The sequence below is a fragment of the Rhizobium sp. NFR03 genome (assembly GCF_900111275.1).
GTDB lineage: Bacteria > Pseudomonadota > Alphaproteobacteria > Rhizobiales > Rhizobiaceae > Ferranicluibacter.
Genome location: NZ_FOGR01000003.1, coordinates 669,600 through 695,678, shown reverse-complemented (window position 1 = coordinate 695,678; position 26,079 = coordinate 669,600). Strand labels below are relative to the sequence as shown.

Below are 26,079 nucleotides of genomic sequence, written 5' to 3'. Positions count from 1 at the left end.
GGAAGGTCTTTCTTTCCCGCCCTTTACCCCCTCACATCTTCCGCGCCACCTTGATCGCAAAGGCATATTCGAACGCGATCTCTTCCAGTCGCTGGAAGCGTCCGGACGCGCCGCCGTGGCCGGCGCCCATGTTGGTTTTGAGCAGGATCGGCTGGTTGCCCGCGGTCTTGTCGCGCAGCTTGGCCACCCATTTGGTCGGTTCCCAGTAGGTCACACGGGGATCGGTGAGGCCGGAGAGCGCGAGGAGCGCGGGATAGGGTTTTTCAGCAACATTGTCATAAGGCGAATAGCTGGCGATGTGGTGATAGGCCGCTTCGTCGTCGATGGGATTTCCCCATTCCGGCCATTCCGGCGGGGTCAGCGGCAACGTATCGTCGAGCATGGTGTTCAGCACATCCACGAAAGGGACGGCCGCGATGATGCCGCCGAATTTCTCCGGCGCCATGTTGGCGACGGCCCCCATCAGCATGCCGCCGGCCGATCCGCCCTCGGCGACGATGTTTTCGTAGGAGGTGAAGCGCTGTTCGTTCAGGTAGTCGGCAGCCGCGATGAAGTCCTTGAACGTATTGGTCTTCTTCTCCATCTTGCCGTCTTCGTACCAGGCAAAGCCCTTGTCCTTGCCGCCGCGGATATGGGCGATAGCATAGACGAATCCACGGTCTACCAGCGACAGGCAATTGGTGTTGAACGAGGCGGGAATGGACATGCCGTAGGCGCCGTAGCCATAGAGCAGGCAGGGCGCCGAGCCATCGAGGACCACATCGCGGCGGTAGAGCAGCGTGACCGGCACGGAGGCCCCGTCATGCGAGGGCGCGAACACGCGGCGCGTCACATAGTCGTCCGGATTGTGACCGGAGGGCACCTCCTGCGTCTTCAGGAGCGTGCGCTCGCGCGTGGTCATGTCGTAGTCGTAAAGCTGGCTTGGCGTCGTCATCGAGGAGTAGGAAAAGCGGATGACGTCGGTGTCGTATTCGGCGGCACCGGACAGGCCGAGCGAGAAGGCTTCCTCGGCAAAGGCGATCGCATGTTCCTCGCCGGTGCGCCGGTCGCGGATCTTGATCTGCGGCAAGCCGTTTTCGCGCTCCAGCCAGACGAGGTGGCGGGCGAACGCCATGTGGTTGAGGATCAGCCGGCCCGGCGTGTGCGGCACGACCTCGCGCCAGTTTTCCCGCTCCGGCCGGTCGAACGGCGTTTCCATGATCTTGAAATCCTTGGCGCCATCGGCGTTCGTCAGGATATAGAAGACGTCGCCGCCTTCCGTCATGGAATATTCGAGCCCGGTTTCGCGGGCCGCAACCAGCCTGGGCGTCGCATGCAGGTCGGAGGTCGGGATCAGCATGTATTCGCTGGTCTCGTGATCGTGGATATCGATGTAGATGACGTCGTCGAGCATGGAGGCTCCGACGCCCATGAAGAAGCCCGGATCCTCTTCTTCATAGACCAGACGGTCGTCCGCCTGCGGCGTGCCGATGACGTGATGGAAGATCTTCGACGGGCGGTGATTCTCGTCGAGCACGGTATAGAAGAAGCTGCGGCCGTCGGGCGCCCAGGCGCCATCGCCGCCGGTGTTTGCGATCACGTCCTCAAGATCGTCTCCGGTCGACAGATCGCGGATGCGGAGCGTGAAATATTCCGACCCCTTGTCGTCATAGCCCCAGATGCCGAGCGAATGGTCGGTGCAATGGTCGATGCCGGAGAGGCGGAAATAGTCCTTGCCCGCAGCCTCCTTGTCGCCATCGAGCAGCACCACGCGCTCGCCGCCTTCGCGCGGCTGGCGGAAATAGCGGGGCTGCTCGCCGCCGGTGACGAAGGCGGTGCCGTAAGCGAACGGACCGTCCTTCACCGGCACGGAACTGTCGTCTTCCTTGATGCGCCCCTTCATCTCGGCAAAAAGCTGCTTCTGCAGCGCTTCCGTATCCGCCATTGCCGCCTTCATATAGGCGTTCTCGGCCTCCAGATGCGCGCGGATCTCGGGATCGAGGATGGAGGTGTCCTTGAACATCTGCTGCCAGTTGTCCGCCCGGAACCAGGCATAATCGTCGGTGCGCGTGATGCCGTGGCGCGTGTCGCTCAGCGGCTTCTTGCGCGCGACAGGCGCGACGGGCAGGCTGGAAAAGACGGGGGCTTGGTCGGACAAGGCGATCTCCGGGGGTTCGATGGCGTTGTTCCCAAAGGGAAAACCTCCATCGTGGCGTTAAAGGTGCGTGGCCGGCACGAAGCGGTCGCTTCGCCGAAACATGCATCTTCGATGCTCCGCACATAGATGCCGCAGCCGATGCATTCAAGCAACAAAGCGCTTCAGCGCGATGACAGGGCGGCAACGGCGTAATCGATAAAGGCGCGGATCTTCGGCGTGGCGCTGTGGCGGTCGAGCGTGCAGGCGTAGAAAGTGAAGGGCGTATGTGCGGCGATCGTCTCGCTGCCAGCAGCGTTATCGCCGAAGAGGGGCACGACCAGGCCCTTTGCAATCAGGTCGTCGGAGATGAACGCGCCGAGACGGGCGATGCCGGCGCCGGCAAGGACCATGGAGGTCAGGGTGTCGATATCGTTGCTGATGATCTTCGGCTTGATGTCGGGTTCGTACAGGGTGCCGTCCCGCAGAAACGTCCAGCGGAAGAGGCGGCCGTGCATCGCCAGCCGGTAGAGCAGGCAATAATGATGCACGAGGTCTTCCGGCGTCGTCGGACGGCCGCGACGGGCGAGATAATCGGGCGAGGCGCAGATCATCATCGGTACGGTGACGAGCCGGCGGGCGATCAGCGAGGGCTCCAGCTGCTCGGCGAACCGCACGCTGATATCGATGCCTTCGGCGATATGGTCGATGGCCCTGTCGGTGATGACGAGTTCGACGGAGAGTTGCGGGTAGAGGCTTGCAAAGCCCGGAATGAGAGGCGCGATGACATGACGGCCGAACGCAACGGATGCGGAAATGGTGAGCCGGCCGCGCGGCGTGTCGTTGAGCGCGGAAACAGCGGTGGCGGCGACCTCCAGGTCGTGCACCACATGGCGGACGCGCTCGAAATAGACCTGCCCGCTATCCGTCAGCCCCAGCCGGCGCGTGGTCCGTTGAAGGAGGCGCACGCCGAGGTCCCGCTCCAGCCGGGCGATATTCTGGCTGGCGGCCGCAGGGCTGATGCCCAGCTGCCGGGCTGCGGCTGCAATGCTGCCCATCTCGACGCTGCGCACGAAACTCTCGATTCCGCGAAGGCTATCCATAGCTGCGCGCTCTCCCGACGGCGATCATTCGAAAGCTTTGCTTCAGATTGATGGTGCCTGCAAGCCTCTAATCCGGCACGGCGTTTCGGGTTAGGACTGCGTCATCGACACGAACCACCCGGAGAGACCATGCCGACGAACGCAACACCCGCATCACCTGCCGCCCGCACTGCAAAGGCCGGGCTGCCTCCGGCGGCAACACCTTACGTCTTCGCCTTCTTCATGGCCGGCATCATGGCCTTCGTGATGTGCTGGATCATCGTCTCGGTGAACAGCGGCATCGACAGCGGCCTGCCGGCGCGTGTCGCCGCCGCCTACATCATCGCCATGCCCGCCGCCTTCGTCAGCGTGCTGATCGTCCGCCCGATCGCGCTGAAGCTCACATCCCTCGTCGTGCGGCGTGCAGGCTGATGGCGCCGGGGCTGCCAGACAGGATCGAGACTGCCAATGGAACACTTGAAGCCTCGATGGTGGCTGGCAGCGGCCACTCCATCCTCCGTCATCCCCGGGCCTGTCCCGAGGATCCGCTGATGTCAATGAAATCGATCCCTTGCAGATGCTCGGGACAAGCCCGAGCATGACGACGTCGCGTGTCCGGTTGGCTCTCGGCCCCTCTCAGGCCGACAGCGTCAGCCCGATGCCGAAGGGATCGGTGAGGGACACGGTGTCGCCGTTGCGGGTCGTGGGGATTTCCAGCCGGTCCAGTGCGGAAAGCGCCGACTGAAGCGCTGCCGCGTCGTTGAAACGGAGAGCGTAGGTGCCGAGCCCGGTCATCTCGGAGCTACGCCGGGGCGCGTTACGGGCATTCCAGATATTGGCGGCGATGTGGTGGTGGTAGCGGCCGGTCGAGAAGAAGCTGGCTCCGGGATAGGTGGAGACCAGATCGAGGCCAAGCACATCCTGGAAGAAGCCGTTGGCCTGTGGCAGGTCCGATACCTGCAGGTGGAGATGGCCGAGCGACGTGCCCGCTTCCATGCCGCCCCACGTCGCCTGCGACCGCGACAGTGCCACGCCCTCGTCATAGAGCGTCTGGAGATCGAGCGGCAGGGTGGCCATCTTCAGCATGCCGTCGGGCAGGGTGGTCCAGTCGGCGCGCGGCCGGTCGCGATAGACCTCGATGCCGTTGCCCTCGGGATCGGCGAGATAGATCGCCTCGCTGACCAGATGATCGGACGCGCCCTGCAATGGAACCTGATGGTTGGCGGCATGAGTAAGCCAGCGGGCAAGGGCCGGCCGGTCCGGCACGAGATAGGCGGTGTGGAACAGGCCCGGCGCGTTGCGCGGCGCGGTGACCGCCGTGCCGGAGGTCGTCAGCGTCAAGAGGGGCCGTCCGGCAACGCCGAGCGTCTCGCCGCTTGCATGTTTTTCGATCAGGCTCAGCCCCATCACCGACTGGTACCAGGACGAAACGAGCGGCAGGTCGCGCACCACGAGCCGGGCATGATCGACGAAGGCGGGCATGGCAAGGGGGTGTTCGGGGGCAAGCGGATGTTCAAGCACAGGCGAACGATCCGTCGAAGAGGTGCTGGCGGGTACGGAAAGGCTCATCTCGGTCGCTCCTGCGAAAGGCTTCGCTTGTAGAAAAGACAGGGGGACCGTGACAGGCCCAATCAGCGCCAGACCTGTCAGCGCCAGACCTGTCATGGACAGCAGGCGGCGGCGCGACGCGTTCATGGATGATCCCCCGTTTCCAAGTGGATAATGCGCGCTCTGCGTGCAGAAACATATCCCCGCATTCGGCGATGGATCGTCTCGTGCCTGTTGACAATCCCCCAGCGAACCTCGCGCTGCCGCGAGGTTCGTCGGCCCCCAGCGAACCTCGCGCTGGCGCGGTTGTTGTCACGCTTGTCATAAGCCCGCCACGCTCCCGCCCGCATCCTCGCCGATGATCGATTCGTCACCGAAAGTGACCGGCGCATGTCCCCGAGGGGCTCGCCAAACGGGCGGCGAATGCGTAGCCTGACCTTGAACGGATCTGGAGACGAAGCGCGCGTGGACATCAAGGGCATCAAGTGGAACTACGACCGGACCGAGATGATCGCGGACGGTATCGTCCATGGCATCGGTCTTGCCTGCGCGCTCGTCGGCGTCACGATCCTGCTGGTCCATGCCAGCGCAGCCAGCACGGCGGGACAGATCACGGCTGCGGCGATCTATGGCGCGGGCCTCGTCGCCACGCTGTCGATCTCCTTCGTCTACAATATGTGGCCGGTGTCGCGGACCAAATGGCTGCTGCGCCGGTTCGATCACTCCTCGATCTTCATCCTGATCGCGGCCACCTACACGCCCTTCCTGCAAAGCGGTTGGGACGATCCGTTCCTGGCCGTCATGCTCGTCGGCATCTGGCTCATTGCCGCTCTCGGCATCGCGCTGAAATGCGTCTTCCCCGGCCGTTACGACAAGCTGGCCATCGTGCTCTACCTCGCCATGGGCTGGAGCGGCGTTCTCGCCGTCGGCCCGCTTCTGGCCACGCTGACCGGCGCCACCATGCTCCTCATTCTGGTGGGCGGGATCATCTACTCCGCCGGCGTGATCTTTCACGTCTGGGAGCGTCTGCGCTTCCAGAACGCCATCTGGCATGGCTTCGTCGTGACCGCCGCCGCGGTTCATTTCTCCGCCGTCTTTTCGGTCATCGGCAACGGCGCCGTATAAGGCGCCGCGCCATTCACGGATGTCAGTTGACGGGCGTCAGGCAGGCTCGAAGGTGAGCGCCACCCCGTTCATGCAATAGCGCAGGCCGGTCGGGGCGGGGCCATCCGGGAACACATGACCCAGATGCGCGTCGCAATCGGCGCATTTCACTTCCGTGCGCGTCATGCCGTAAGAGCGGTCCGTGACCTCCGTGACAGCGTCCGGGTCGAGAGGTTGGAAGAAGCTCGGCCACCCCGTTCCCGAATCGAACTTCGTGCTCGCGTCGTAGAGCGCATTGCCGCAGCAGATGCAGCGATAGGTGCCGGCTTTTCCCAGCGCGAAATCGGGGCTGGAAAATGCCCGTTCCGTGCCGTGTTGCCGGGTCACGCGATACTGGTCCGGCGTCAACTGTTCCCGCCATTCGGCGTCGCTCTTCACAACCTTCAGCCTGAGGTTTGCGCCGTCTCCGTCGGTATGCGTGCGAAGTTCGGTCATGTCTTTCTCCTCATCTTGGGACTGGCTTTCATATAGGAAGGCGGAGCGCGCAAATAAAGCGCCCGGCAGACTGCGTTGCGTGCGCCATGCAGTAAAATCTGCTCATATAGCCCACGCACAGGGGGCTGGAAGCCGAGGTTGTAGAGAATCGGCGATATCTCCGAGCGTGCTCGGACGGATGTCGCCCCGCATCGGTTTCCGCGATAGATAAAAACGCACATTTATACCGGGATTGCTTGTGACAACTGTTATGGAGCGGCTAATTTTAGTCGCCAAGTCTTGCATATATTGAAAAACAGGTTTGACATTTTTGGGGTGAGTGTTATTCGAGTAACGGTAAAGTGTCTGAGGCTGAAAATACTGCAAGTTGTCGCCACCGAAATATCTCCATAGGATTCGGTTGTCTTTTCGGGGTAGGGAAAAGATATGCGGCGCTCGATGCAGGTGCATTTGGCAAGTAACTCGGTCGTCCCATTCTGATGCATCGTGCCGGTCTTCATCGGAATCGATTGCATTTTCATGGGGCAAATCGGCGCTTTCAGAGCAAGCCTGCGAATCTGCGGGCGAAAACCAGACAGTCGCCCGAAAGGAGAACAAAATGAGTGAACAGATGGCCGGACATGGCATGGCCGGACACGGCAACGAGTTGCTTGTGGAACTGACCGCAGAGATTGTCGCCGCCTATGTCAGCAATCATGTCGTGCCCGTCTCGGAGTTGTCGACTCTCATCGGCGATGTACACAACGCCCTGAATAACACCGGTGCACCGGCCCCCGTCGCCGTCGCCGTGGAAAAGCCGAAGCCTGCCGTATCGGTGCGCAAGTCGGTTCAGGACGGGCAGATCACCTGCCTGGAATGCGGTGGAAACTTCAAGTCGCTGAAGCGCCACCTGATGACCCATCACGCATTGTCGCCGGAAGACTATCGCGAGAAGTGGGAACTGCCTTCGGACTACCCGATGGTCGCCCCGGCCTATGCCGAAGCGCGCTCGCGTCTCGCCCGCGAAATGGGCCTCGGCCAGCGCCGCAAGCGCGCCGCCAAGTAAGCGCAGCAGCAAGCTCGACAAGATTTTCGTCAACGCCTCCCAAGCGAAACGTATCGATCGCGCCGGACCGGATCCTCATCCGGTCCGGCTTTTTCATGCGCTGAAAGGCCGCATATATGCGGGCTATCGAATGAGAAGGAAAAAATACCTATATGATTCAGATGGCTATCTGAAACTGAAGAGATTTCAACAGAGGGTTGCCGTCGGGTTGTAGCGCTCGTGCCGTCTTCCGCGTAGGATATGTGAAACTATTCCTATAGCGGAGATCTGAGATGGCCTTGCCTCATGCACATTCCGGAAGCGACCTGACGACGCCGGGTTCTCTTGTCTCCTTAAGCCTCGTCGGCTCATCCGCGCCACCGGCTTCTTCTCCGTCATATTCCGATCGACAAGCCTCCGGCAGCAGGGGTGCGCCCGACCGCGCGCCCGAATGCAAATCCGCGTCGCCGTGGCCGCCCTCCGTTGCTTCGGCAACATCCCGTGTTTCCGAATTGCCCGATACGGCTGCGCCTGACCCGCTGGCGCAGGCGCGCTGCCGCATGGTCGCAGAGGTGGTCGAGGAACTGACCATGATGGTCGGCGACCGCCAGCAGCTGCGGCGCGACCGCCGGCGGATGATGACGCATGTCCGCCAGATCGCCATGTATGTCAGCCATGTCGTGCTGCAGGTGTCTCTGACCGATATCGGCGTCGCCTTCGGTCGGGACCGTTCCACCGTCAGCTATTCCTGCCATGTGGTGGAGGATCGCCGCGACGATGCGGATTTCGAGGCCTTCGTCTCGGCCATCGAGCGCGTGATCGCGGCCGTTTTTCCCAAAGCGGGAGACGCCGGCCATGCATGACATGAAGCCTGTGAATGCCTCCGCCCGCGCCGATCTTGTGCGGCTGATGCGCCACCTCCTCGGCGGACGGGCCGCACGAGATCGGCCGGAAGCCGCAGGAGACGGTATCGTCGCCACCTTTCTGGTCACGGAGCAGGGGGCCGACGGGATCGTCGAGCGCGCCGACGGCATGAAGCGCGCGCTGCCGCAGGCGTGCATGTGCCATGCCGTCTCTCTCGGCCTTGTCTCCGGCCCCGATGCCTTCGGGCACTGGCGCGTCCTGTCCCCGGCTGTGCCTTTTCTCAAGCGCGCGCTCTCCGACCCGCAGGATGCCTTCACCGATCAGCATCGGCATGTCGCCTCCGGCACGGTGGAGACGCCCGCCGGGCGGCGGACGGTGAAGGTCAATCTCGCGGAGTCGCCGCTCGCCCCGATCGGCCGGTTGAAGGAGAAATCCGGCAGGCCGTTCCTGCCGCCGGAAGCGCTGGATGCAGGGCAGCGGCTGCACCGGGATTTCACGCGCGCGCAACTGCAGCCGCGCATGACCATGTCCTACGAGCCGCGGCTGGCAACACGCACGAAAGGCAGCGGCGGCGGTGGTGACATCGCCGACAGCGCCCTGGCTGCAAGAACCCGCGTGGCGCGGGCCATGGAGGCGATCGGCCCGGAGCTTTGCGGCGTCGCGATCGACGTTTGCGGCTTCGAGAAGGGTCTGGAGACGGTGGAGCGGGAGCGCCAGTGGCCCGCGCGGTCTGCCAAGCTGCTGTTGCGCGCGGCTCTCATGGCGCTCGCACGCCATTACGCACCGCCGCCTCCGGCATCACCGGCGCGCCGCACCCACGCCTGGGGCGCGGAGGGCTATCGCCCGGACATGGATGGCGGCCGCGAGCGCGGCGGGTAATGGACGGAGGGTGGGTGTCAGGTCTTTGAAACCTCAGCCCTTCAGGCGAAATGCTGCCTGATCCTGGATGCGCTTGACCATGGAGCGCAGCCCATTGGCACGCTGGGCCGTCAGGAACTCGATCAGGCCCATCTGCCCGAAAAGGTCCAGCGCGTCCGTCGTCACGATCTCGGAGGCTCGTCTGCCAGAGAAGATCGAGAGCACGATGGCGACGAGGCCGCGCACGATATGCGCATCGGACTCGCCCTCGAATGTCAGAACGGGATCAGTGCCCTCTTCGGCATGGGTCACCAGCCAGACCTGGCTGGCGCAGCCCTGCACCTTGTTGTCCGCCGTGCGCTTCTCTTCCGGCAGTTCCGGCAGCGTGCGCCCGAGCTCGATGACATAGCTCATCCTGTCCTGCCAATCATCGAGATAGGCGCAATTCTCGAGGATTTCGGAAAGGGGTGTCGGTGTGAAGGCGGTAGCATCGGTCATGCCGTCTCTATAAGGGATCGGGCACGGGTTGAGAAGCCGGATCGGCTTGGCGCAAGCGGCTTTCGCAGGAACCCGGCGCCTGGTGGTGGCCGATCAGGAAGCGCGATGCGGCTTCGGCGGGATCCGCTTTTCGGGTACGGGAATACGCGTGAAGCCGAGATCCTCGTTCGTCTGCGGTTCTGCGGCAGCAGCGACCGGCTTTGCGGCATCCTCAGGGGCGGCCTCCGCTCCGGGGATCGCGGGCAGGGCCTGATCCGGCACGGTCCCTGTCGTCACGGCGTCACCCGCCGTCACGGCGTCACCGGTCGAGGTGGCTGCTGCGGTCTTCTCGTCGCCGAACTGGGTTTCGAGCAGCTGGTAGGCAATGCGGGCACCGTCCTTGGCGCGGTGGCCGAGCGCATTGAAGGTCTCGGCGCCCTTCGTGCAGACGTCCGGCTTTTCGAGGCAGATGGCACTGATATAGCCGATCGCCTCGCTGGCGGCGGAAACCGTCTGGCCGATATCGACCTTGGCACCGGCGGTCGCCTGCGTCTGCGCCGTGTCCTCCGTGCCGAAGATCGGCAGCAGGACGAGCACCAGCGAAAACCAGAATGCTGCCTTGATCAGAAACCACATGGTCGACCCCGTTCTTGACGTTCACGCAACTGTCCCGACCGCCTGCCGTCAATTCCCGTCGTTGTCTCCGGTCTTTGCCGGGTACCGATGAGTGAAGCAGGTCGGTTGAACATCAAACTAGAGCGCCTCTTCCAATACAGCCTTGAAAACGAGACCCGTATTTGACGCGTCTTTTCATAAAATTCGATCGAACGGCTTTTGATCCGTATTTGAAGGGCATTTGAGCAAACGTCGTTAAGGCTCAAGGCGGCGCCTTGCCCGGCGTGCCCTGCAAACGCGGCATCCGGCAGTCGAGCCGCCTGCCACAGTGGTTAAATTAACTCGAAAAACACCAATATTTCAACGGTTACGCTGTATTAACCACAACAAACAAAGCCTGCCCGATTACGGGTCAGAAAGGCCGGTGAAGCTGTTTTGCAACACATCGGGCGCGTTCACTTAGAGTTTCATTAAGCCACCGGTGAGACAGTCGCCCTTATCCGATGACGATCGTCTCCGCCATTTCATGAGGCCGGAAACGAGAGTCGCAGGACTTCATAAACAACCGGGGCAGGATGTTCCGGGCAACGAAAAATGCAGGGTCGGGCGTGACAATTGTGCGGAACATCGCTGGAAGGTTTGCGTCCCGCGTGGACGATGCCGCCAGGCTCTGGTTGCCCCGCCCGGCGCCGACCGAGCGCGAGCTTTCCGCTATCCGCACCGTTGCCGCCTCAGCCCTCATCGCTTTCCCCGTCGCTCCGCTGGCGCTTGCCGCCGTGCTGCCGCTGTCGCTGGCCCTGCCGGTCGGTGCCGGCCTCGTCGGCGCGCTGACGCTGGTGGGGGGCCTCGCCGCAGTCGGTCTCGCCGGACGCAATGCGCGCCCGGTCCTGCCCGTCGCGGAGCCCGTGGCTTCCCCGGCGCTTGCCTATGATCTCTTCGCCGGCCTCGTCACCTTGCACGACCTGCGCGGCTCGGTCACATCCGTGCACGGCCGCGATGCCGTGAGCTTCCTTGCCTGGATGCGCGACCCGGCCGGGCGCGGTTTCATCGAGCAGATCCACGTCTCCGACCGCATCGCCTTCATGCGCGCCATCGACGCCATCAGGCTCGGCGCGAACGGTGAAACCGTGGAGCTTCGGCTGGAGCGCGGCTCCATGACGGAGGGCGGCGCGCAGCTGCTGCATATCCGGTGCGAACTTGCGGCCATCGTGGAAGGCGGCGAGCTTTCCGGCATTCTCGTCCAGTCGCGCGATATCTCGGGCGAAGTCGCGCTCAAGGTCGATGCTGCCGCCAAGGCGCAAGCCGCGGAAAGCGCCAACGAGGCGAAGACAAGATTTCTCGCAGCCGTCAGCCATGAGCTGCGCACACCGCTGAATGCTATCCTCGGCTTCTCCGATATCCTCACCGGCGAATATTTCGGCCGGCTGGAAAACGATCGCCAGCGCGAATATGTCGCTCTGATCAACCAGTCTGGCGCCCACCTGCTCTCCGTCGTCAATACGATGCTGGACATGAGCAAGATCGAGGCCGGCCGTTACGAGCTGATCGCCGAGCCCTTCGTCGTGGCCGATGCCGTCTCCGCCTGCGAGGCGATGCTGGGTCTTCAGGCGGAAGCCAAGGGCGTAAAGCTGGCCAGCCGGGTCATGCGCGGCGTCGGCGAGGTCCATGCGGACCGTCGTGCGGTCCAGCAGATCCTCATCAACCTCGTCGGCAATGCCATCAAGTTTACCGACGCCGGCGGCATCGTCACCATCGACGCGGAGATCGCGGGTGCGGACCTGCGGCTGACCGTCAGCGATACAGGTATCGGCATTCCCGCGGAAAAGCTCGCCTGCCTCGGCCAGGCCTTCATGCAGGTCGAAAACGAATATACCCGGAAATACGAGGGCACCGGCCTTGGCCTCGCGCTCGTCAAGGGGCTGGTGGCGCTGCATGGCGGCCGCTTCGAGATTTCCAGCCGCCCGCGCGAAGGCACGGTGATCCGCATCAGCCTGCCGCTCGACGGTTCCGGCATCCGCGATGCCGATCAGCTTGCCGATGCCGGCAGCATCGCAGAATTTCCGCCGCGCCTGAAGATACAGGCCGGCTCCACGTCCCTGAACCCCGGCGTATCCGCGTCAGGGGTTGAGAAAGGAGGTGCGGCAGATGGCGAAGCCTACGCGAAAACAGCCTGAACGACGCAAAACCCTCGCCAGCATGGCGCCCGGGACCAAGGGAAAGACCAGCGCCAAGGGCGCAACCGCGCTGAAGCGCAGGGGCGCGTCCCGACCGAACATCGTGCTTCGTGCCGCATCCGGCATGGTGCGCCTTGCGCTGCGCAATCCCGCCATCTTCGGCGGGACCGCGGCGTTTGTCGTCGTGTTCGGTTTCGTGGCGGCCAATGCGCTCTGGTATCAGCCCGGCCATCACCCGTCGCCGCTGATGCGCACCCGACTGCCCTTTACGCATCCCGACCCGGCGCGCGTGTCGCTGAGCGAGCCGCAAGACGTGCCGGATCCAAACAGAGTCACGACCTTTGTGATTCGGCGAGAAGACGAGGCGGGGGAGGCGGAACCGGGGCAGGTGCCGGCCGAGGCACTGCCGACCGGCGAGCGGACCGCCAGCGTTCCCGCACCCGATGCCCTTGCGACCTTGCCGAGCGAGCCGACACCACGGCAAGGCGCGACGCCGGATCTCGACCCGACGAGCCTCGTGCGCGCCGTACAGGCCGAACTGGCACGGCACGGCTTTTATGACGGTGAGGCCGACGGTCGTCTAGGGCCAAAGACCACGGCGGCCATCCGCCGTTTCGAGCAGGCAAGCGGCCTTCCGCAAACCGGCATCGTGAGCCACGATCTTCTCTCGGCTCTGCAGGGCGGGGCCTCCGCCTCCTTCGGCATCGCGAACATCATGCCCGCGCCGCGCCCGACGGCGATCCCGCCAGCGGCGAAGCCGGCAGCCGAGATCGACCCCATCGCCGCCGCCATCCGCGCTGCCGAGGGTGGCGCGGAGGTGAAGCCGAAACCTGCGAGCGGGAGCGTCAGGGCAATCGAAACCGCATCCGCCGATGCAGCCTCCGCGAGAACGGGCACGTCAGCGGAGAGCAGCGCCGGCATGGTCATGTCGATCCAGCGCGGGCTTGCGAACCTTGCTTATGCCGACGTGTCGGTCGATGGCGTGGTGGGTGAACAGACCCGCATGGCCATCCGCCATTTCGAAAAACACTACCGCCTGCCGGAGACCGGCGAGCCGAGTGCCGCGGTGCTGAAGAAGATGAAGGAGATCGGCGCGATCTGAGGGTTTTTCGCGTCGAATGATCAATGCGTCCAGCGGATTCGCCGCGTTCTCGGAATCACCGCGCGAAGGCCTTCGCGGACAGGTGGAGGATGTCACACGTAAGCGCCTGAACCGGCACCGATAGACGCCGACCTGCCTGCGATGTATGCAGGGCCATGCGCCTCCGCTCGGACATCTTCGTTTCCGCCATCACCCGCCGCGTCTTCGCGCGGGGAGACTATGCGGCCGTCCTGCGCAAGGGGGCCGAAGCGGCCGGTGCCATCTTCATTCGCCAGCGGACGCGGGACGGACAGGAGGCGCTGTTCGGACCGGCGCCGCAAAGCCTCGTCACCTCCGAAGAGGAGGGCGGGCGGCTGTTCGAACGCCGCCTCTCATCGTCCGATCCCGCTGCAATCGACGCGGCGCTGGACCGCGAAATCCGCTTCGACCCGGACTGCTGGGTCGTGGAGCTGGAAACGCAGGACGTTTCGGATCTCTTCGAAATCATCGAACCGGACGGCTGAAGCCGGTCAGCGCGATCCGCGCGTCAGGTTGCGGCGGTAGAAGGTGGATGCGACCTGCTGCGTCTGGTTGGCGGGCGCGGGGTAGGCGGCAGGCTGGCGCGGGTCTTCCGCGCGTTCCGGGCCGAGCAGCGGAGCATGGCGTTGCCCCCCTTCGCGGCGCGCATCGTCCGCGGCGATCCAGCCTTCCACGCGGCTCTTCGCATCGACCGGATCGATACCGTCGAGCAGCGCATCGCAACGCGTTCCCGCGCCGCTTCTTTCACCGAGATAGGGATAGAGCGTTGTGAGCATCCGGACCATTTCGGCCCGCGGCGTGCCGAGCGCCGAGAGAGTGACGGCGAGCTGCCAGCCCGAGACGTCGAGAACGACGCGTTCACCGAACACGGCCGAGCAATCCAGCGCATGCGACAGGGTGGCGGCGAAAAGATTGACCTCGCCCGAGCGGGAAAAGCGGACGAGCAGCGCTTCATGCGTGGCATCGAGCGCCAGAAGCGGACGGCGGGGCGGGGCGACAGGCGCGCCGACCGGCTGACCAGCGGTGCGGGCAAGCGCCTTCAGCTCCGCGCGAAGGCGCTCCTCGCGCTCCGGCGAAGGGGTGGCGGGACCTTGAGATGCCGGCTTTGGGGAATCGGCCACGGGGGCCGCCGGGCGGGACGTGCTGTCGCGCCGCTCGACGAGGGCATCGACAACGCGGACGGTCAGATTGTCGCGGCGGGCAATGGCGTTGGCGTGGGATGGGCTCTGGTTACGGATGATATCGAGGAGAACGCGCTCATCGATCGACATGGCGCGGGTCAGAAAGAGGGCGGCGATGGCGATGGGCGAGCTGCCGATCTGGAGAGCGACGGACGGGGGAACATGAGGGCTTCTGGCCAGAGCTGCGGCCGCCTGCCGGCGAGCCTCGTCGCTGGAGGCCGCAAACAGTGGCTCGAACAGCTCGCAGAACTGCTTGAGATCCGAAGATCGCGGCTGGCGAAGCCCCTCGAAGCTCGACACCGTTGCCATCAGCACCGCGTCTTTCACGCGGCCGTTCTGTGGTCTTTCCAAATCACGAAACCGGTTCGCCACACGTCCACCTCATACGCAAAACACCGACGCATCCCTCGGCAGGGCAACCCTTGCCAAATTCCGGGCGCAGGTCTCGTGCCGCCGGCTCCAGCTCACACGTCTTCCGAACGTCTCCGCCCAAGGCGTTGAAGTGTCAGGAATTCACAATGCAGGTGTCCCGGCGATGGCAACGAGCGCGCCATGAGACGGAGATTATGCCGACGTGGTTAACATCGGCTTAAAGAAGGCTCGGCAACGGTGCATCGTTTTGTGCCGCGAAGGAGCGAATGCAGCGGATGGTTGCGCGGATGAAAGCAGCTTAGCGGATGGCGATGCCGTGAGACCGTTTCCGGTTAATCGATGCCCGTTCCGGTGCCGGGCGAGGCCACTTCCTGTCGTCATGCTCGAGACAAGCCCGAGCATGACGACAGGGGATGCACTATTGAACGCAAAAGGCGGCGCCGTCGCCGGCGCCGCCTGTTCTCTTGACGTCATGACGATGTGCCGCTTACAGCGTGCAGCCCGGCTCGCCGGCTTCGCAGCCACGGCGCTGGTCACGGTTGCCGTTGTCACGGTTCTCGTTGCGCCGCTCGAGGTTGGGACGCTCGCCGTCGCGACGATCATTGTCCCGACGTTCGAAATCGCGACGGTTTCCGTCATCGCGGCGATCGCCATCATTGCGGCGGTCGCCGTTGGGGCGATCGCCATCGCGCCGGTCCCGCTCGTTGCGGTCACGGTCGAACTGCGGGCGGTCGCGGTTGCCATCATTGTCGCGGTCGAAACGGGGACGGTCGCGATTGCCGTCGCGATCCCGGTCCCTGTCCCTGTTGCGATCACGGTCGAAACGGGGGTCGTCATTATCGAAGCGGGGACGATCACGGTCGCGGTCGAAGCGGTCCCGATCCCGATCCCGATCCCGGTCTCTCTCGACGCGGATGCGGTCCCCGTCTCTATCGCGGTCGCGGTCGAAACGCGGACGATCGCGCTCGAAGCGGTCCGGTCCGCCGCGCCAGTATTCGCGGTCACGATAGAAGTCGCGGTTCCGGTAGTTCCGATCCCAGTAATTGCCGAGTTCGAAGGTAACCGTGGGGATGCCGAGCGGGCGGTAGTAGCGCGGCGCGACATAGACGCGGCCGCGCTGGTACTCGGCCTGAACATAGGAGCCGGAGACCCAGCCGCGGCCGCGCGAGAACGAGACGTCGCACCAGTTGGCGTCCGCAAGGCAACCATGAATTTCGACCGGTGCGCCAACGGGAATGACGACGACAGCGGGATAGCGGGTGCTGGGGCCTGAGCGCATGTTGACATTGGCGGTGGCGAAGCCTTCCGCAGCGCTGGCCACGGCGGGCGCCAGCAGCGTGGCAGCCAGCGCGATGCCTGACAGGATGGATTTGACGGAATACACTCTAGGGTCCTCCAGTGAGCTTCCGGCTTCGGGTCGTTGGCGAAGACCGCCGTGAGACCGTGCCGAACTCTATGAATCAGATAAAACAGGGCAGTGTGATGGCAGTTTCAGGCTTGTTCCCCGCAATCAGTGGCGAACGCCCGGAATGCCGACACAGTGCACGCTGCGGGCAAAAACATTTTCTGCCTGCGTTTGTTCCTAATTCCGGGGGCCTGAACGGATCCTGAACGGCAGGAAGGGTCTTCGGGAGGGATGGCTCTCACGAACGAACGACTGCCAAAACGCGGGTTTTCCGGGACCGCGGGAACAAAACGGTCCATCACCCGTTACTGCGGCAGTTCGAACAGGAGCCCCGGACAATGATCGATAAGAAATTCGCCACCGTTTCCAGCACTGAAGCCGAAGTTGAAGCCAGCGTTGCAAAGAGCGATCTCGACAGCCAGATCTCCGATCTGCGCGCCGAAATTGCCCGCCTGACCGACTCGGTCTCGGCGATCGGCAGCGGCGCGAAGGCCGTCGTCCAGTCCGAAGCCGAGGTGCTGACGGAGCGCCTGCGCGACCGCGTTCGCGAGGAGCCTGTCACGACGCTTCTGACGATTGCAGGCGTATCCTTCGTGCTGGGCCTTCTCGCCCGCCGTTAAGGCATACGAACCGTCGTCAAGACGTTGAGTCAGTCAGCCGCAATGTCCTTCTTGGATGTTGCGGCTGTCGGCGAATGGAGCGCAGATCGCTCCGGTAGGCAACGCCGGTATTTGCATGCGATTCGTGGGTATCAACGGGCTGACGGCAGGTTTTCGTGATGTTTTCCATCGCTAGGTTTGGGGTTTCCAAAGTTAAGAGCTTGTTTACTAAGCTGTGGCCCAATCATCATGCGGGCCGGCACGCTCAGAACGAACCACCGGCATCGCAGTATGAGCCTAAATACATCCGGGATCATCCGGAAGAAGGAGCAACGAGAACGGCGCTCATGGCTGGCCTTGCGGGGTCGGTGAAGCGTCAGCCCGACGAGGGCAGGATGAAATCTGTTTCAAGTTCATCCGTCTCATCCAGTTCATTGGAGACGAGAATGGCAGATGTAATCAAACTTCAGGACCGCCAGCACCGCGGCGGCCGCAAAATGAACCCCGACGGGGCGCGGCAGGACGCAACGATCCTGCTTTTCACCGGCATTCGCTACGAGCGGATGGACGGCGTGACCCTCCCTAAGGTTTCCCCCGGGGTTTCCACAATCAAGCCGCTGAACGGCTCGACAAACAAGCACTGACATTTCCGAAGTTTAAAGCTGCATGGCAGGTGTGAAATGCATCTGCGCGCAATACTTTATCGAGATACGGGGCTTTATCGGGACATGGGCTCACAACCAGCATCGCTGAGGAACTTGGCTGCGGCCGCCTCGTAGCTGCCGAGGGGAGCAAGCGCTCTCAGAACGGCATAGCCTTCGTCCTCCGGCATCTCGACCGTGATGGTCTGTCCGATGGTTTCCGCCGGCTGCTTGCGAAGCTCCACCAGTTGCAGCGGCGTCGCCGCGACGACATCGACCCGCTCGTTGACCGCGGTCGCATCGCTCATGCTGAAGATTTCGTTCGAGCCGGAATCATAGATCGCAAGCGACCAGAAGGGTACATCGCCCGACGCCGTGAACCGGACAGGGCCCCCGAGCACCGAGAAGCCGCAGACCGCGACACGCAGATAGGGGTCGTCATTGGAAAGCCCCGTCGGCCCCGGCACTGTCGTCAGCGGGAAGAAGCTGTCCATCTCGTAAAGCCCGAGCACCCGGCTGTAGGCATCCTCCGCCGTGAAGCGCGGCAGAGCGAGGATGATGACGATGTGCAGCAGGGCCGCGCCGATGAGCCCGACAAGAACGGCATAGAGAAGGCTACGCATCGCCGCATCCCCGCGCCGTGATCTTCGGCATGACCAGCTCGATGGCGCCGGAGGAATTTGCCGTTGGCGCATCGAGAAGTGTCAGGACCAGACGAAATCTCTCAGGCTGCGTGATCGCCAGCCAGTTGTCCGGCTGGGCGTCCGGCGCCACGTGGATGACGAAGGACGTATCCGCCTCGCGCAGGACGCTCCAGGCATTGAGCGCGACCGGCAGCGTCTCGGATGCGGTCAGAGGCCGGTCCGCCGCGTCCGTGGCAAAAAGGGTCCAGAAGCGGGCAGGCGGGGTGTTGCCGACGATATCGTAGCGGCAGGCGCCCGAAAGGGGGCGACCTGTGTCGTCGGTTTCCGCCGTAAAGCGCATGCCCTCGGCGCGACCGTAGAGCAGCCGCCCGGCGCGCGCCCGGTGCGCCTTGGCGTAGGGGTCGGTATCGGCAGTCTGGGCGTTGGGATAGGCGACCCAGGGCCCAAGGCGAATGGAGCCGAAGCCGGTGGAGGCCTTGAGCGCGGAAATACTGACGGCAATGCCGCCGCCGAAGGCGACGCACAACGCGATTGCGACGAGGAAGGGCACGCGGAACATCAGGGCTGGCTGCTTTCCACCGTCATCGGACGTGCTCATTTCCGGGATTCCGAATGGCGTTCCATAGGGTCTCCGGCGTAAAATCATAGCCAAGGCGCATCCATTGCATCACATCGAACGGATGCGCGACGATGAGATCCGCACCGCCGATCTCGTACCGGAGAGCCTGCAGGGTTCGCTGGCCCGACGCCGTGGTGTTCACCACTTGCGTGTCGATCACAGAAGCATCCTTGGTTGCAAAATCCCGCAAATTGTCCGTCACGAGAATGTCGGCTCCGGTGCCGATGGCCGTCGCCAACACGCCGGCATCCTCGACATCCGGCGTGGCAAAGCGCTCTTCTCCGCCCAAAATGAAATAAGGATCAAGCGCTTCGGGACCATACTTCATGATGTCGACGATGGAGCCGGAATATGCCTTAATTCTGTCTTCCGCGAAATGCATCCGGCGGAGCACCGTTTCAAGAGTGTCGATCATATCGAACGAGATGATCAGCTGCGCTCTGTTATCCATGCCCCATGCCTGGCTGCTGACCATCGACAACAGGGTCTGCGTTGCCGTGCCTTTGCGACCACGGTCGTGCGCCATGATGTTGCCCACGAAAATGTTGACATCCAGCAGCACGCGGACGGGACGGTTCATGACTACGTCCGGCGCGCCACAGCGCGGCTGAAAGCCGTCGCTTCTTCCATCATGTCGATCTCGCTGGACGCGTTGTCCGATCCTCCGAAGCGGTGCTCGGATGCCAGGTCCATGGTCGCCTTCTCAAGCCGAACCCGCGCCGCAGCGGCCATCATCTCGCGGCCAAGCCTGACGATCGTGTCCTGATCGTTCTGAGCGTTCAGCTCGAGCAGGAAGTCTCGAACCCCCTTGGGAAGTCCGACGAAGACCGTAATCGCGCTGGAAACCGCGTTCGAGACAGATCTGTTCTCCATCGACGCCACCGTCTTTAATTTCGCGGCCGTTCTGCCATCGACATTTGCCGAAATCGTGGAGGACATCGCACGCTCCTATAGAAACACATCATTTCTATATACCCTGTTGGCCCGAAACAGCAATGTCCTGATGGCGGAACACGTCACCATCGCGTCAGTTGCTGGCGGCATCGCGCGCCGGGTCCGGGGTGGCGCTGGCGACTTTGCCGGGAACGGACGGAGTGCTTTCGAGGGACGGGGTGGTCTCGAAGCGGGTGCCGAGGGCTTTGAGGAGACGGGTGACGTCGCCGGACAGCATACGCGGGCGCACGAGAGGGGGGAGCGTATTTTCATCGGTCTTTGCGACGGAGGGTGGCTTGTCCTTCTTCGACGGGGCAGGCGGGGGAGCGATGCCGGGGATGGGGCGGTGGTCGATGCCGGTCTCGGCGTAATCCATCAGGCGCTTGAACGCGATGGCGGGCAGGGAGCCGCCGGTCATGTTGTTGGTCGAGGTATAGTCGTCATTTCCGAACCAGACGGCGGCCGTGTAATCTCCGGTAAAGCCAACGAACCAGGCATCGCGATAGGATTGCGTCGTGCCGGTCTTGCCGCCGGCGACGACCCCGTTATCGAGCGCGGCCTTGCGGGCCGTGCCGATGATCGGGATCTGCGTCAGCATGTAGTTCATCGAGGCCGTGGCCTTCTCGCTGAGCACGCGCTGGGCCGGTGGGGCATCGCGGTTGAAATCGTAAAGGACATCGCCGTCGTAATTGAGGATCTGGCTGAGACCGTGGCGGCGCGCCTGCATGCCGCCCGCCGGGAAGACGGCGTAACCCGTCGCCTGATCCATGACGGTCAGTTCTGACGTGCCGAGCGGAATGGTCTTGTCCGGACGAATCGGCGTTTCCACGCCGAAGGCCTTGGCAAGCTCCACGATGCGGGGAATGCCGAGCGTATCCTTGGCAAGCCGCACCGGAACCGTGTTGATGGAGCGGGCGATGGCGCTGAGAAGCGTGACCTTGCCGGAGTAGCTGCGACCGTAGTTCTGCGGCGACCAGCGGCCCCAGGTGATCGGCGCGTCACTGATCGTCGTCTCCGGCGTCATGCCCTTTTCCATGGCGGCGGCGTAGGTATAGGCCTTGAAGGAAGAGCCCGGCTGGCGGAGCGCCTTGGTGGCGCGGTTGAACTGGCTCTCGCCGTAATCGCGCCCGCCGACCATGGCGCGCACGGCGCCGCCGTTCTCGATCATGACCAGCGCGCCCTGCTTGACGCGGTAACTCTCGCCATACTGGCGCAGGCTGGATTCGATGGCGTCTTCGGCTGCCTGCTGCAGGCCCATGTCGATGGTGGTGCGCACGACGAGGGAGTGCTGGGCGAAGGGGGCGGCGATGCGCTGGACCTCGTCAAAGGCCCAGTCGAGGAAGAAGTCGGGCGCGGTCACCTCGGCGCGATCGACCACGGATGCCGGATGGAGCCGGGCGGCAACCACCTGTCCCTCGGTCATCAATCCGCCCTGAACGAGGTTGGTCAGCACCTCGTTGGCGCGGGCGCGGGCGGCGGGCAGGTTGACGTGCGGGGCGTAGCGGGCCGGCGCCTTGAACAGGCCGGCGAGCATGGCGCTTTCCGCCAGGTTGATATCGGTGATGGCCTTGCCGAAGTAGAACTGCGACGCCGCCGCCGCGCCGAAGGTGCCGCCGCCCATATAGGCGCGGTCGAGGTAGAGACGCAGGATCTCCTTCTTGGAGAGGTTGCATTCCAGCCAGACGGACAGGAAGGCTTCCTTGATCTTGCGCTCGAAGGTGCGCTCGTTGGAGAGGAACAGGTTCTTGGCGAGCTGCTGCGTCAGGGTGGAGCCGCCCTGCACGACACCGCCGGCGCGCGCATTGACGGTCATGGCGCGGGTGAGGCCGAGGAAGTCGATGCCCCAATGGTCGAAGAAGCGGCGATCTTCGGTGGCAAGCACCGCCTTGACCAGCGTATCCGGCAGCTCGTCCACGGGAACGCTGTCCTCGTGGATGATGCCGCGATGTCCAATCTCGTTGCCGTAGCGATCAAGGAACGTCACGGCGAAATCGCTCTGCGCCAGCCAGTTGCCCTTCGTTTCCTGGAAAGCGGGCAGCGCCAGCGCGAGCAGGAGCACGGCCCCGACGGTGCCCCAGGTCATGCCCTCGCCGAGCAATTCGAACACGACGCGCTTCCAGCCGCGAACGCGAAAACGGCGGAAGAAGATGGTGATGTCTTCCCACCATTCGGCAAGGCGGAAACCTGTATGCCAGACGGTCGAATCGATGAAGGCATCGATGCGCAGGAGGATGTGGCGCTTCTTCGGAAGCTCTGCCTGCCGGCTCACGGAGACCATGCCGTCCGGTGTCGCCGGGCGCGGTGCGGTATCGGGAATATCGTCGCTCGGGCTTGTCAACGTTTCGGACCGTCCTCAATCTCGCGCGGTGTTTCGATGTCGCACAGGCTGCTGGCGAAAGCAGGCTTTTTTCGCGCGTGATCATGCTATTGTGCCATGCGTCGGCATTCCCTTCCACGAGGATATGTCGAAACAGCCTTAAAATTCTGGAAACGCAGACTTACCTAGCGCGAGAACGCGGCCCGGTATAGACGGGGGCTGACGATGACGGCGGGGATCCATGGGCGACCTACCTTTCTGGAAGACCAAGACACTGGAGACGATGGACGGCGCGGAGTGGGAAAGCCTCTGCGACGGCTGCGGCCTGTGCTGCCTCAACAAGCTGGAAGACTGGGACTCGGGCGAGATCGCCTGGACGTCGATCCGCTGCACGCTGCTCGACGGCGAGAGCTGTCGCTGTCGCGACTATCCGAACCGGCAGGCGACGGTGCCCGACTGCATCCAGCTGACGCCTCAGGAAGTACGCGAACTGCCCTGGCTGCCGCCGACCTGCGGCTATCGCCTCGTGCGTGACGGCGAGGACCTCTACTGGTGGCATCCGCTGGTGTCCGGCGACCCGGAGACGGTGCATGCGGCCGGGATTTCCGCGCGCGGACGCACGGTCAGCGAGGACGATGTCGATATAGACGACTTCGAATACTACATCGTCGACTGGCCGACGGAAAAACCGCCGGAGTCGGAATACTGATTATTTTCCCGAGTTAGGAAAATAGTCCTTGACAGCGTGACGGTCCTCAGGTAGGTTTATTGCATGGTCGGAGATGTGCGGATGCGACGGGGTCGCGGGCGCACAGCCGGCCTTTTTCATTTCCAACCTTCCTTTTCCACGACAGGACGATGCGATGACCGACGGGCACAGCGATCCGGCGCTGTTCGGCACGTGGCCGAACCGGCGCGACTATGGCGTGGCGCCGCCCCGGGATGAGGCACTCTGCCCGGCCGAACTTTCGGCCGAACTGTCCGATGACGAGATCCGGCTGATCCTCGACCGCAAGTCGGCAGGCATGCCCGCCGGCGAAGAGCTTCTGGACATGCTGAACGGCATGACGCGGGAACTGCGCGAGCAGATGCAGATGTTTCAGCTACTGCGCCAGCAGACCGACCGCAGGCAGACGGATGCCGGCGAGGAGATCGACCGCAAGGCCGCCCAGGCCGATGCGAAGGCCTCGCTCGAGGCGATGTCGCTGATCGTGCGGACGCTGGAAAAGATCGACAGCCTGCAGCGGACGCTGGCGCAGGACCGGGAACGGCGGGACGCGGAGGCGCTGGACGATGCGGGATACCAAAATCTTCTCGACAAGCTGGAGGCTCTGGTCGAGCAGCGCGCTGTCGAACGGTGCCTGGAGCGGGAACTGGCGCCGGCCGGCGCGGGAAGGGCCACGGGAGGGAATGCGGAGGGACGAGACGGTGGCGGCGGATGTGCCGCGGGCGCTCTGCCTCTTGCTGCCGACGCTCCCGTGCCCGCCGTCTGCCGAACCGGAAATCCTCTTGCCCCCTACGGATGAGCCCCGAGCAGCGGAGGTTGCGCGGCATCGGCTGATCGATGCGGCGCTTTGGGCGCGGTTTGCGGTGATCGTTTCGGATTTCGAGGATGGCGTGGCGCGAATCGATGAACATATCTCACGCTCGGTGGCGCGATTGGATATTATGCGGCGGGAGATCGCGGCGGCTGGCGCTGCCGGAGGTCATGCCAGCGTTTCCGCCAAAGCCGCAGTGGCTGCAATGATTGCCGGCGGTGCCGTTGCCAGTCCTTCAGCGTCAGCGGCGATTTCCAAGGCTGGTGCTTCCGGACATCCGCTGAATGACAGGCCCGCAGGCTTTGCGGACTGGTTGGCGCAGGCGGCGGGAGATCTTTCTCCGGTGCTTCTCTCCCGGCTTGCCACGGACTGGCGGCTGACGGGGCGGCCCGAGCAGCGGCCGCCGCCCGGCGACTGGCGGGTGTGGCTGCTGATGGGCGGTCGCGGCTCCGGCAAGACGCGGGCGGGATCGCACTGGGTGCACGATCTGGCGACTGCCCCCGGTGCCCGGCCGGGCCTGCGCATCGCGCTGGTGGCGGAAACGCTGGGCGATGCGCGTGAGGTGATGATCGACGGCGTCTCCGGCATCTGCCGGGTGGCGACGCGGCATCGGCCGGAATTCGAGGTCTCGCGCCGCCGGCTGGTCTGGCCGAACGGAACGATCGCCCAGATCTTTTCCTCGGAGGATCCCGAAAGTCTGCGCGGGCCGCAATTCGACTATGCCTGGTGCGACGAGCTGGGGAAGTGGAAACATGCGCAGGCGACGTTCGACATGCTCCAGTTCGCGCTGCGGCTGGGCGCCGACCCGCGCATTCTGGTGACGACGACGCCCCGGCCGATCCCGATCCTGAAGGCGCTGGCAGCGGACCCGGCGACGGTGCTGCGCCGGATCCGCACCATGGACAATGCGGGCAATCTTGCGCCGGGTTTCCTGACGGCGATGGACGGCCGATACGGCGGCACCCGGCTCGGACGGCAGGAACTCGATGGCGAGATGATCGCCGATAGGGAGGACGCGCTCTGGAACCGGGACGCCATCGAGGCGCTGAAGCTTCGCGATACCGGTCCGCTCGGCCGCATCGTCGTGGCGGTCGATCCGCCGTCGGGCTCGGGCGCCGAAAGTTGCTGCGGCATCGTGGTGGCGGGCATCGACGGGCGGGGCCGCGCCGTGGTGCTGGCGGATTGCTCGGTGGAAGGCGCAAGCCCCGCCGGATGGGCCGCCGCCGTGGTGCGGGCGTTCAAGCGTTTCGACGCCGACCGGGTCGTCGTGGAGATCAACCAGGGTGGCGACATGGTGGCGGCGGTCCTGCGCGGTATCGACGAGCGCCTGCCGATCACCAATGTGCGGGCCAGCCGGGGCAAGTGGCTCCGCGCCGAACCGGTCGCCGCTTTGTACGAGCAGGGCCGGGTGGTGCACGCGGGAGCATTTCCGGCGCTGGAGGACCAGATGTGCGATTTCGGCGCGGACGGACTTTCGTCGGGACGCTCGCCGGACCGGCTGGATGCGCTGGTCTGGGCGCTGACGGCGCTGATGCTGGAGGGTGGGGCCGAGCCTCGCTTGCGGATGGTGTGAGGGGATGGGCGTTTATGGGTGCGGGTGCCCCTCATCCGGCTGCCGCCACCTTCTCCCCGCGTGCGGGGAGAAGGAAGTTGGGGCAAGCGCTCGCTTCTTTTTCCCAGGTGAGTGGCGAAGGTGAAACATCAACCACATGTCCCTTCGCCCCGCTGGCGGGGAGAAGGCGCCGGCAGGCGGATGAGGGGCTTATGTGCCACCGCCCACAAACGAAAAGAGGCGCAACCAGGTGCGCCTCTCGTCATTCTCGGATCGACCTCTGTCGCCTACTTCGCGCTGGCCTGAGCAGGCTTGGCGGGGGCTGTGGTGGAGGTGCGGATCTGGCGCCATTCGTTTTCGAAGCGTTCGAAAAGGCTCTGGGAAATCGTCTTGACGGTCATGGTCTCTCCTTAACGCGACGGTTGAGTGCGACAAAAACGCACATTGGGCAGAAAGGTTCCGCGGAAAGTTCCACGGAACGAATGATCAGTCACGCCCGGTTTTGGCGGGACGGACGTCCTCGCGTGCTTCAAGGCGCGGGGTGGCGACGGCAACGGTGCGCATCTGCTGCCACTCGTTTTCGATACGGCTGAAGAGATGCGGCGGAATGGTTTCGCGGGCAGTGGTCTGCGTCTTCTCCGTCGAGGTCATGCTGGCTCTCCCTGATGTTTTTTTAAATTCGACCTGAAGTGGCCGGTCCCGCCTGATGGATTCACGCTGGCAGAGCCTAAACAAAAAGTAAATCAGTGCCTTAAGAGGTTTAAACGATTTAGTTTTCTTAAATCGATTGTATTGCGCGTTTTT

Annotated in this window: 27 protein-coding genes; 13 read left to right on the top strand and 14 right to left on the bottom strand. The window is 63.8% G+C overall.

Features of this window, described 5'->3' with window-relative positions; translation table 11 throughout:
- Positions 1-31: 31 nt before the first annotated feature.
- On the bottom strand, positions 32-2,137 hold the full coding sequence (locus BSG19_RS13025) for a S9 family peptidase (RefSeq protein ID WP_170865954.1): 2,106 nt from the start codon (positions 2,135-2,137) through the stop codon (positions 32-34).
- 161 nt (positions 2,138-2,298) lie between these two features.
- Positions 2,299-3,216 (bottom strand): LysR family transcriptional regulator, encoded by a 918-nt coding sequence (locus tag BSG19_RS13020; RefSeq protein ID WP_092988389.1) that lies wholly within the window; start codon positions 3,214-3,216, stop codon positions 2,299-2,301.
- A gap of 129 nt (positions 3,217-3,345) precedes the next feature.
- Here BSG19_RS13020 and BSG19_RS13015 point away from each other — a divergent pair, with 129 nt between their 5' ends.
- Positions 3,346-3,627 carry a DUF2798 domain-containing protein gene (locus BSG19_RS13015; RefSeq protein WP_092988388.1) on the top strand — a complete coding sequence of 94 codons (282 nt, stop codon included), beginning with the start codon at positions 3,346-3,348 and terminating at the stop codon, positions 3,625-3,627.
- Positions 3,628-3,831: 204 nt separating this feature from the next.
- Here BSG19_RS13015 and BSG19_RS13010 read toward each other — a convergent pair whose 3' ends face one another.
- A complete protein-coding gene (locus BSG19_RS13010; protein ID WP_244529244.1) occupies positions 3,832-4,677 on the bottom strand; it encodes a VOC family protein in 846 nt (281 codons plus the stop codon).
- Between the two features lie 531 nt (positions 4,678-5,208).
- On the opposite strand from BSG19_RS13010, the gene BSG19_RS13005 reads away from it, so the two are divergent.
- Complete coding sequence (locus BSG19_RS13005) at positions 5,209-5,868, top strand: PAQR family membrane homeostasis protein TrhA (RefSeq protein WP_092988387.1); 660 nt, start codon at positions 5,209-5,211, stop codon at positions 5,866-5,868.
- 36 nt (positions 5,869-5,904) lie between these two features.
- Here BSG19_RS13005 and msrB read toward each other — a convergent pair whose 3' ends face one another.
- On the bottom strand, positions 5,905-6,342 hold the full coding sequence (msrB, locus tag BSG19_RS13000) for a peptide-methionine (R)-S-oxide reductase MsrB (RefSeq protein WP_092988386.1): 438 nt from the start codon (positions 6,340-6,342) through the stop codon (positions 5,905-5,907).
- Positions 6,343-6,967: 625 nt separating this feature from the next.
- Here msrB and BSG19_RS12995 point away from each other — a divergent pair.
- From BSG19_RS12995 to BSG19_RS12985, 3 genes are all read left to right on the top strand, one after another.
- The gene (locus BSG19_RS12995) at positions 6,968-7,387 is read left to right on the top strand and encodes a Ros/MucR family transcriptional regulator (protein ID WP_092988509.1); all 420 of its coding nucleotides are present in this window, start codon (positions 6,968-6,970) and stop codon (positions 7,385-7,387) included.
- 539 nt (positions 7,388-7,926) lie between these two features.
- On the top strand, positions 7,927-8,229 hold the full coding sequence (locus tag BSG19_RS12990; protein ID WP_092988508.1) for a helix-turn-helix domain-containing protein: 303 nt from the start codon (positions 7,927-7,929) through the stop codon (positions 8,227-8,229).
- On the top strand, positions 8,222-9,109 hold the full coding sequence (locus tag BSG19_RS12985) for a DUF6456 domain-containing protein (protein WP_244529227.1): 888 nt from the start codon (positions 8,222-8,224) through the stop codon (positions 9,107-9,109). Before BSG19_RS12990 ends, BSG19_RS12985 begins: the two co-directional genes overlap by 8 nt.
- 33 nt (positions 9,110-9,142) lie before the next feature.
- Here BSG19_RS12985 and BSG19_RS12980 read toward each other — a convergent pair whose 3' ends face one another.
- Both BSG19_RS12980 and BSG19_RS12975 read right to left on the bottom strand, forming a co-directional pair.
- Positions 9,143-9,586: a SufE family protein gene (locus BSG19_RS12980; protein WP_092988385.1), complete on the bottom strand. Its 444-nt coding sequence runs from the start codon at positions 9,584-9,586 to the stop codon at positions 9,143-9,145.
- 93 nt (positions 9,587-9,679) lie between these two features.
- Positions 9,680-10,201, bottom strand: a complete 522-nt coding sequence (locus tag BSG19_RS12975; RefSeq protein ID WP_092988384.1) for a DUF5330 domain-containing protein — start codon at positions 10,199-10,201, stop codon at positions 9,680-9,682.
- A gap of 587 nt (positions 10,202-10,788) precedes the next feature.
- Here BSG19_RS12975 and BSG19_RS12970 point away from each other — a divergent pair.
- From BSG19_RS12970 to BSG19_RS12960, 3 genes are all read left to right on the top strand, one after another.
- The gene (locus BSG19_RS12970; RefSeq protein WP_244529226.1) at positions 10,789-12,354 is read left to right on the top strand and encodes a sensor histidine kinase; all 1,566 of its coding nucleotides are present in this window, start codon (positions 10,789-10,791) and stop codon (positions 12,352-12,354) included.
- Positions 12,326-13,456: a peptidoglycan-binding domain-containing protein gene (locus tag BSG19_RS12965; RefSeq protein WP_092988382.1), complete on the top strand. Its 1,131-nt coding sequence runs from the start codon at positions 12,326-12,328 to the stop codon at positions 13,454-13,456. The genes BSG19_RS12970 and BSG19_RS12965 overlap by 29 nt, the downstream gene beginning before the upstream one ends.
- 155 nt (positions 13,457-13,611) lie before the next feature.
- On the top strand, positions 13,612-13,959 hold the full coding sequence (locus BSG19_RS12960) for a DUF1491 family protein (protein ID WP_092988381.1): 348 nt from the start codon (positions 13,612-13,614) through the stop codon (positions 13,957-13,959).
- A gap of 6 nt (positions 13,960-13,965) precedes the next feature.
- Here the strand turns inward: BSG19_RS12960 and BSG19_RS12955 are convergent, their stop codons facing one another.
- Together BSG19_RS12955 and BSG19_RS12950 are read right to left on the bottom strand one after the other, a co-directional pair.
- Positions 13,966-14,982, bottom strand: a complete 1,017-nt coding sequence (locus tag BSG19_RS12955; protein WP_092988380.1) for a DUF2336 domain-containing protein — start codon at positions 14,980-14,982, stop codon at positions 13,966-13,968.
- A gap of 532 nt (positions 14,983-15,514) precedes the next feature.
- Positions 15,515-16,411, bottom strand: a complete 897-nt coding sequence (locus tag BSG19_RS12950; RefSeq protein ID WP_244529225.1) for an SH3 domain-containing protein — start codon at positions 16,409-16,411, stop codon at positions 15,515-15,517.
- Between the two features lie 359 nt (positions 16,412-16,770).
- On the opposite strand from BSG19_RS12950, the gene BSG19_RS12945 reads away from it, so the two are divergent.
- The gene (locus BSG19_RS12945; protein WP_092932722.1) at positions 16,771-17,052 is read left to right on the top strand and encodes a hypothetical protein; all 282 of its coding nucleotides are present in this window, start codon (positions 16,771-16,773) and stop codon (positions 17,050-17,052) included.
- 425 nt (positions 17,053-17,477) lie between these two features.
- A complete protein-coding gene (locus BSG19_RS12940; protein WP_139274764.1) occupies positions 17,478-17,675 on the top strand; it encodes a hypothetical protein in 198 nt (65 codons plus the stop codon).
- Positions 17,676-17,749: 74 nt separating this feature from the next.
- Here BSG19_RS12940 and BSG19_RS12935 read toward each other — a convergent pair whose 3' ends face one another.
- The 5 genes from BSG19_RS12935 to BSG19_RS12915 form a co-directional block, all read right to left on the bottom strand.
- Positions 17,750-18,295: a DUF1254 domain-containing protein gene (locus tag BSG19_RS12935; protein ID WP_092988376.1), complete on the bottom strand. Its 546-nt coding sequence runs from the start codon at positions 18,293-18,295 to the stop codon at positions 17,750-17,752.
- Complete coding sequence (locus BSG19_RS12930; protein ID WP_092988505.1) at positions 18,288-18,875, bottom strand: DUF1214 domain-containing protein; 588 nt, start codon at positions 18,873-18,875, stop codon at positions 18,288-18,290. Before BSG19_RS12930 ends, BSG19_RS12935 begins: the two co-directional genes overlap by 8 nt.
- 22 nt (positions 18,876-18,897) lie before the next feature.
- Positions 18,898-19,497 carry a PIN domain-containing protein gene (locus tag BSG19_RS12925; RefSeq protein WP_170865953.1) on the bottom strand — a complete coding sequence of 200 codons (600 nt, stop codon included), beginning with the start codon at positions 19,495-19,497 and terminating at the stop codon, positions 18,898-18,900.
- A gap of 20 nt (positions 19,498-19,517) precedes the next feature.
- Positions 19,518-19,874: a hypothetical protein gene (locus tag BSG19_RS12920; RefSeq protein WP_092988372.1), complete on the bottom strand. Its 357-nt coding sequence runs from the start codon at positions 19,872-19,874 to the stop codon at positions 19,518-19,520.
- A gap of 88 nt (positions 19,875-19,962) precedes the next feature.
- The gene (locus BSG19_RS12915) at positions 19,963-22,146 is read right to left on the bottom strand and encodes a transglycosylase domain-containing protein (RefSeq protein ID WP_092988504.1); all 2,184 of its coding nucleotides are present in this window, start codon (positions 22,144-22,146) and stop codon (positions 19,963-19,965) included.
- A 280-nt stretch (positions 22,147-22,426) separates the two neighbouring features.
- Here BSG19_RS12915 and BSG19_RS12910 point away from each other — a divergent pair, with 280 nt between their 5' ends.
- The 3 genes from BSG19_RS12910 to BSG19_RS12900 all read left to right on the top strand — a co-directional run bounded on the left by BSG19_RS12910 (position 22,427) and on the right by BSG19_RS12900 (position 25,296).
- Complete coding sequence (locus BSG19_RS12910; protein WP_092988370.1) at positions 22,427-22,894, top strand: YcgN family cysteine cluster protein; 468 nt, start codon at positions 22,427-22,429, stop codon at positions 22,892-22,894.
- 154 nt (positions 22,895-23,048) lie between these two features.
- Positions 23,049-23,711, top strand: a complete 663-nt coding sequence (locus tag BSG19_RS12905; protein WP_139274763.1) for a hypothetical protein — start codon at positions 23,049-23,051, stop codon at positions 23,709-23,711.
- A gap of 142 nt (positions 23,712-23,853) precedes the next feature.
- The gene (locus BSG19_RS12900; RefSeq protein ID WP_244529243.1) at positions 23,854-25,296 is read left to right on the top strand and encodes a DNA-packaging protein; all 1,443 of its coding nucleotides are present in this window, start codon (positions 23,854-23,856) and stop codon (positions 25,294-25,296) included.
- 465 nt (positions 25,297-25,761) lie between these two features.
- Here BSG19_RS12900 and BSG19_RS26080 read toward each other — a convergent pair whose 3' ends face one another.
- The gene (locus BSG19_RS26080; protein ID WP_170865952.1) at positions 25,762-25,926 is read right to left on the bottom strand and encodes a hypothetical protein; all 165 of its coding nucleotides are present in this window, start codon (positions 25,924-25,926) and stop codon (positions 25,762-25,764) included.
- Positions 25,927-26,079: the final 153 nt, after the last annotated feature.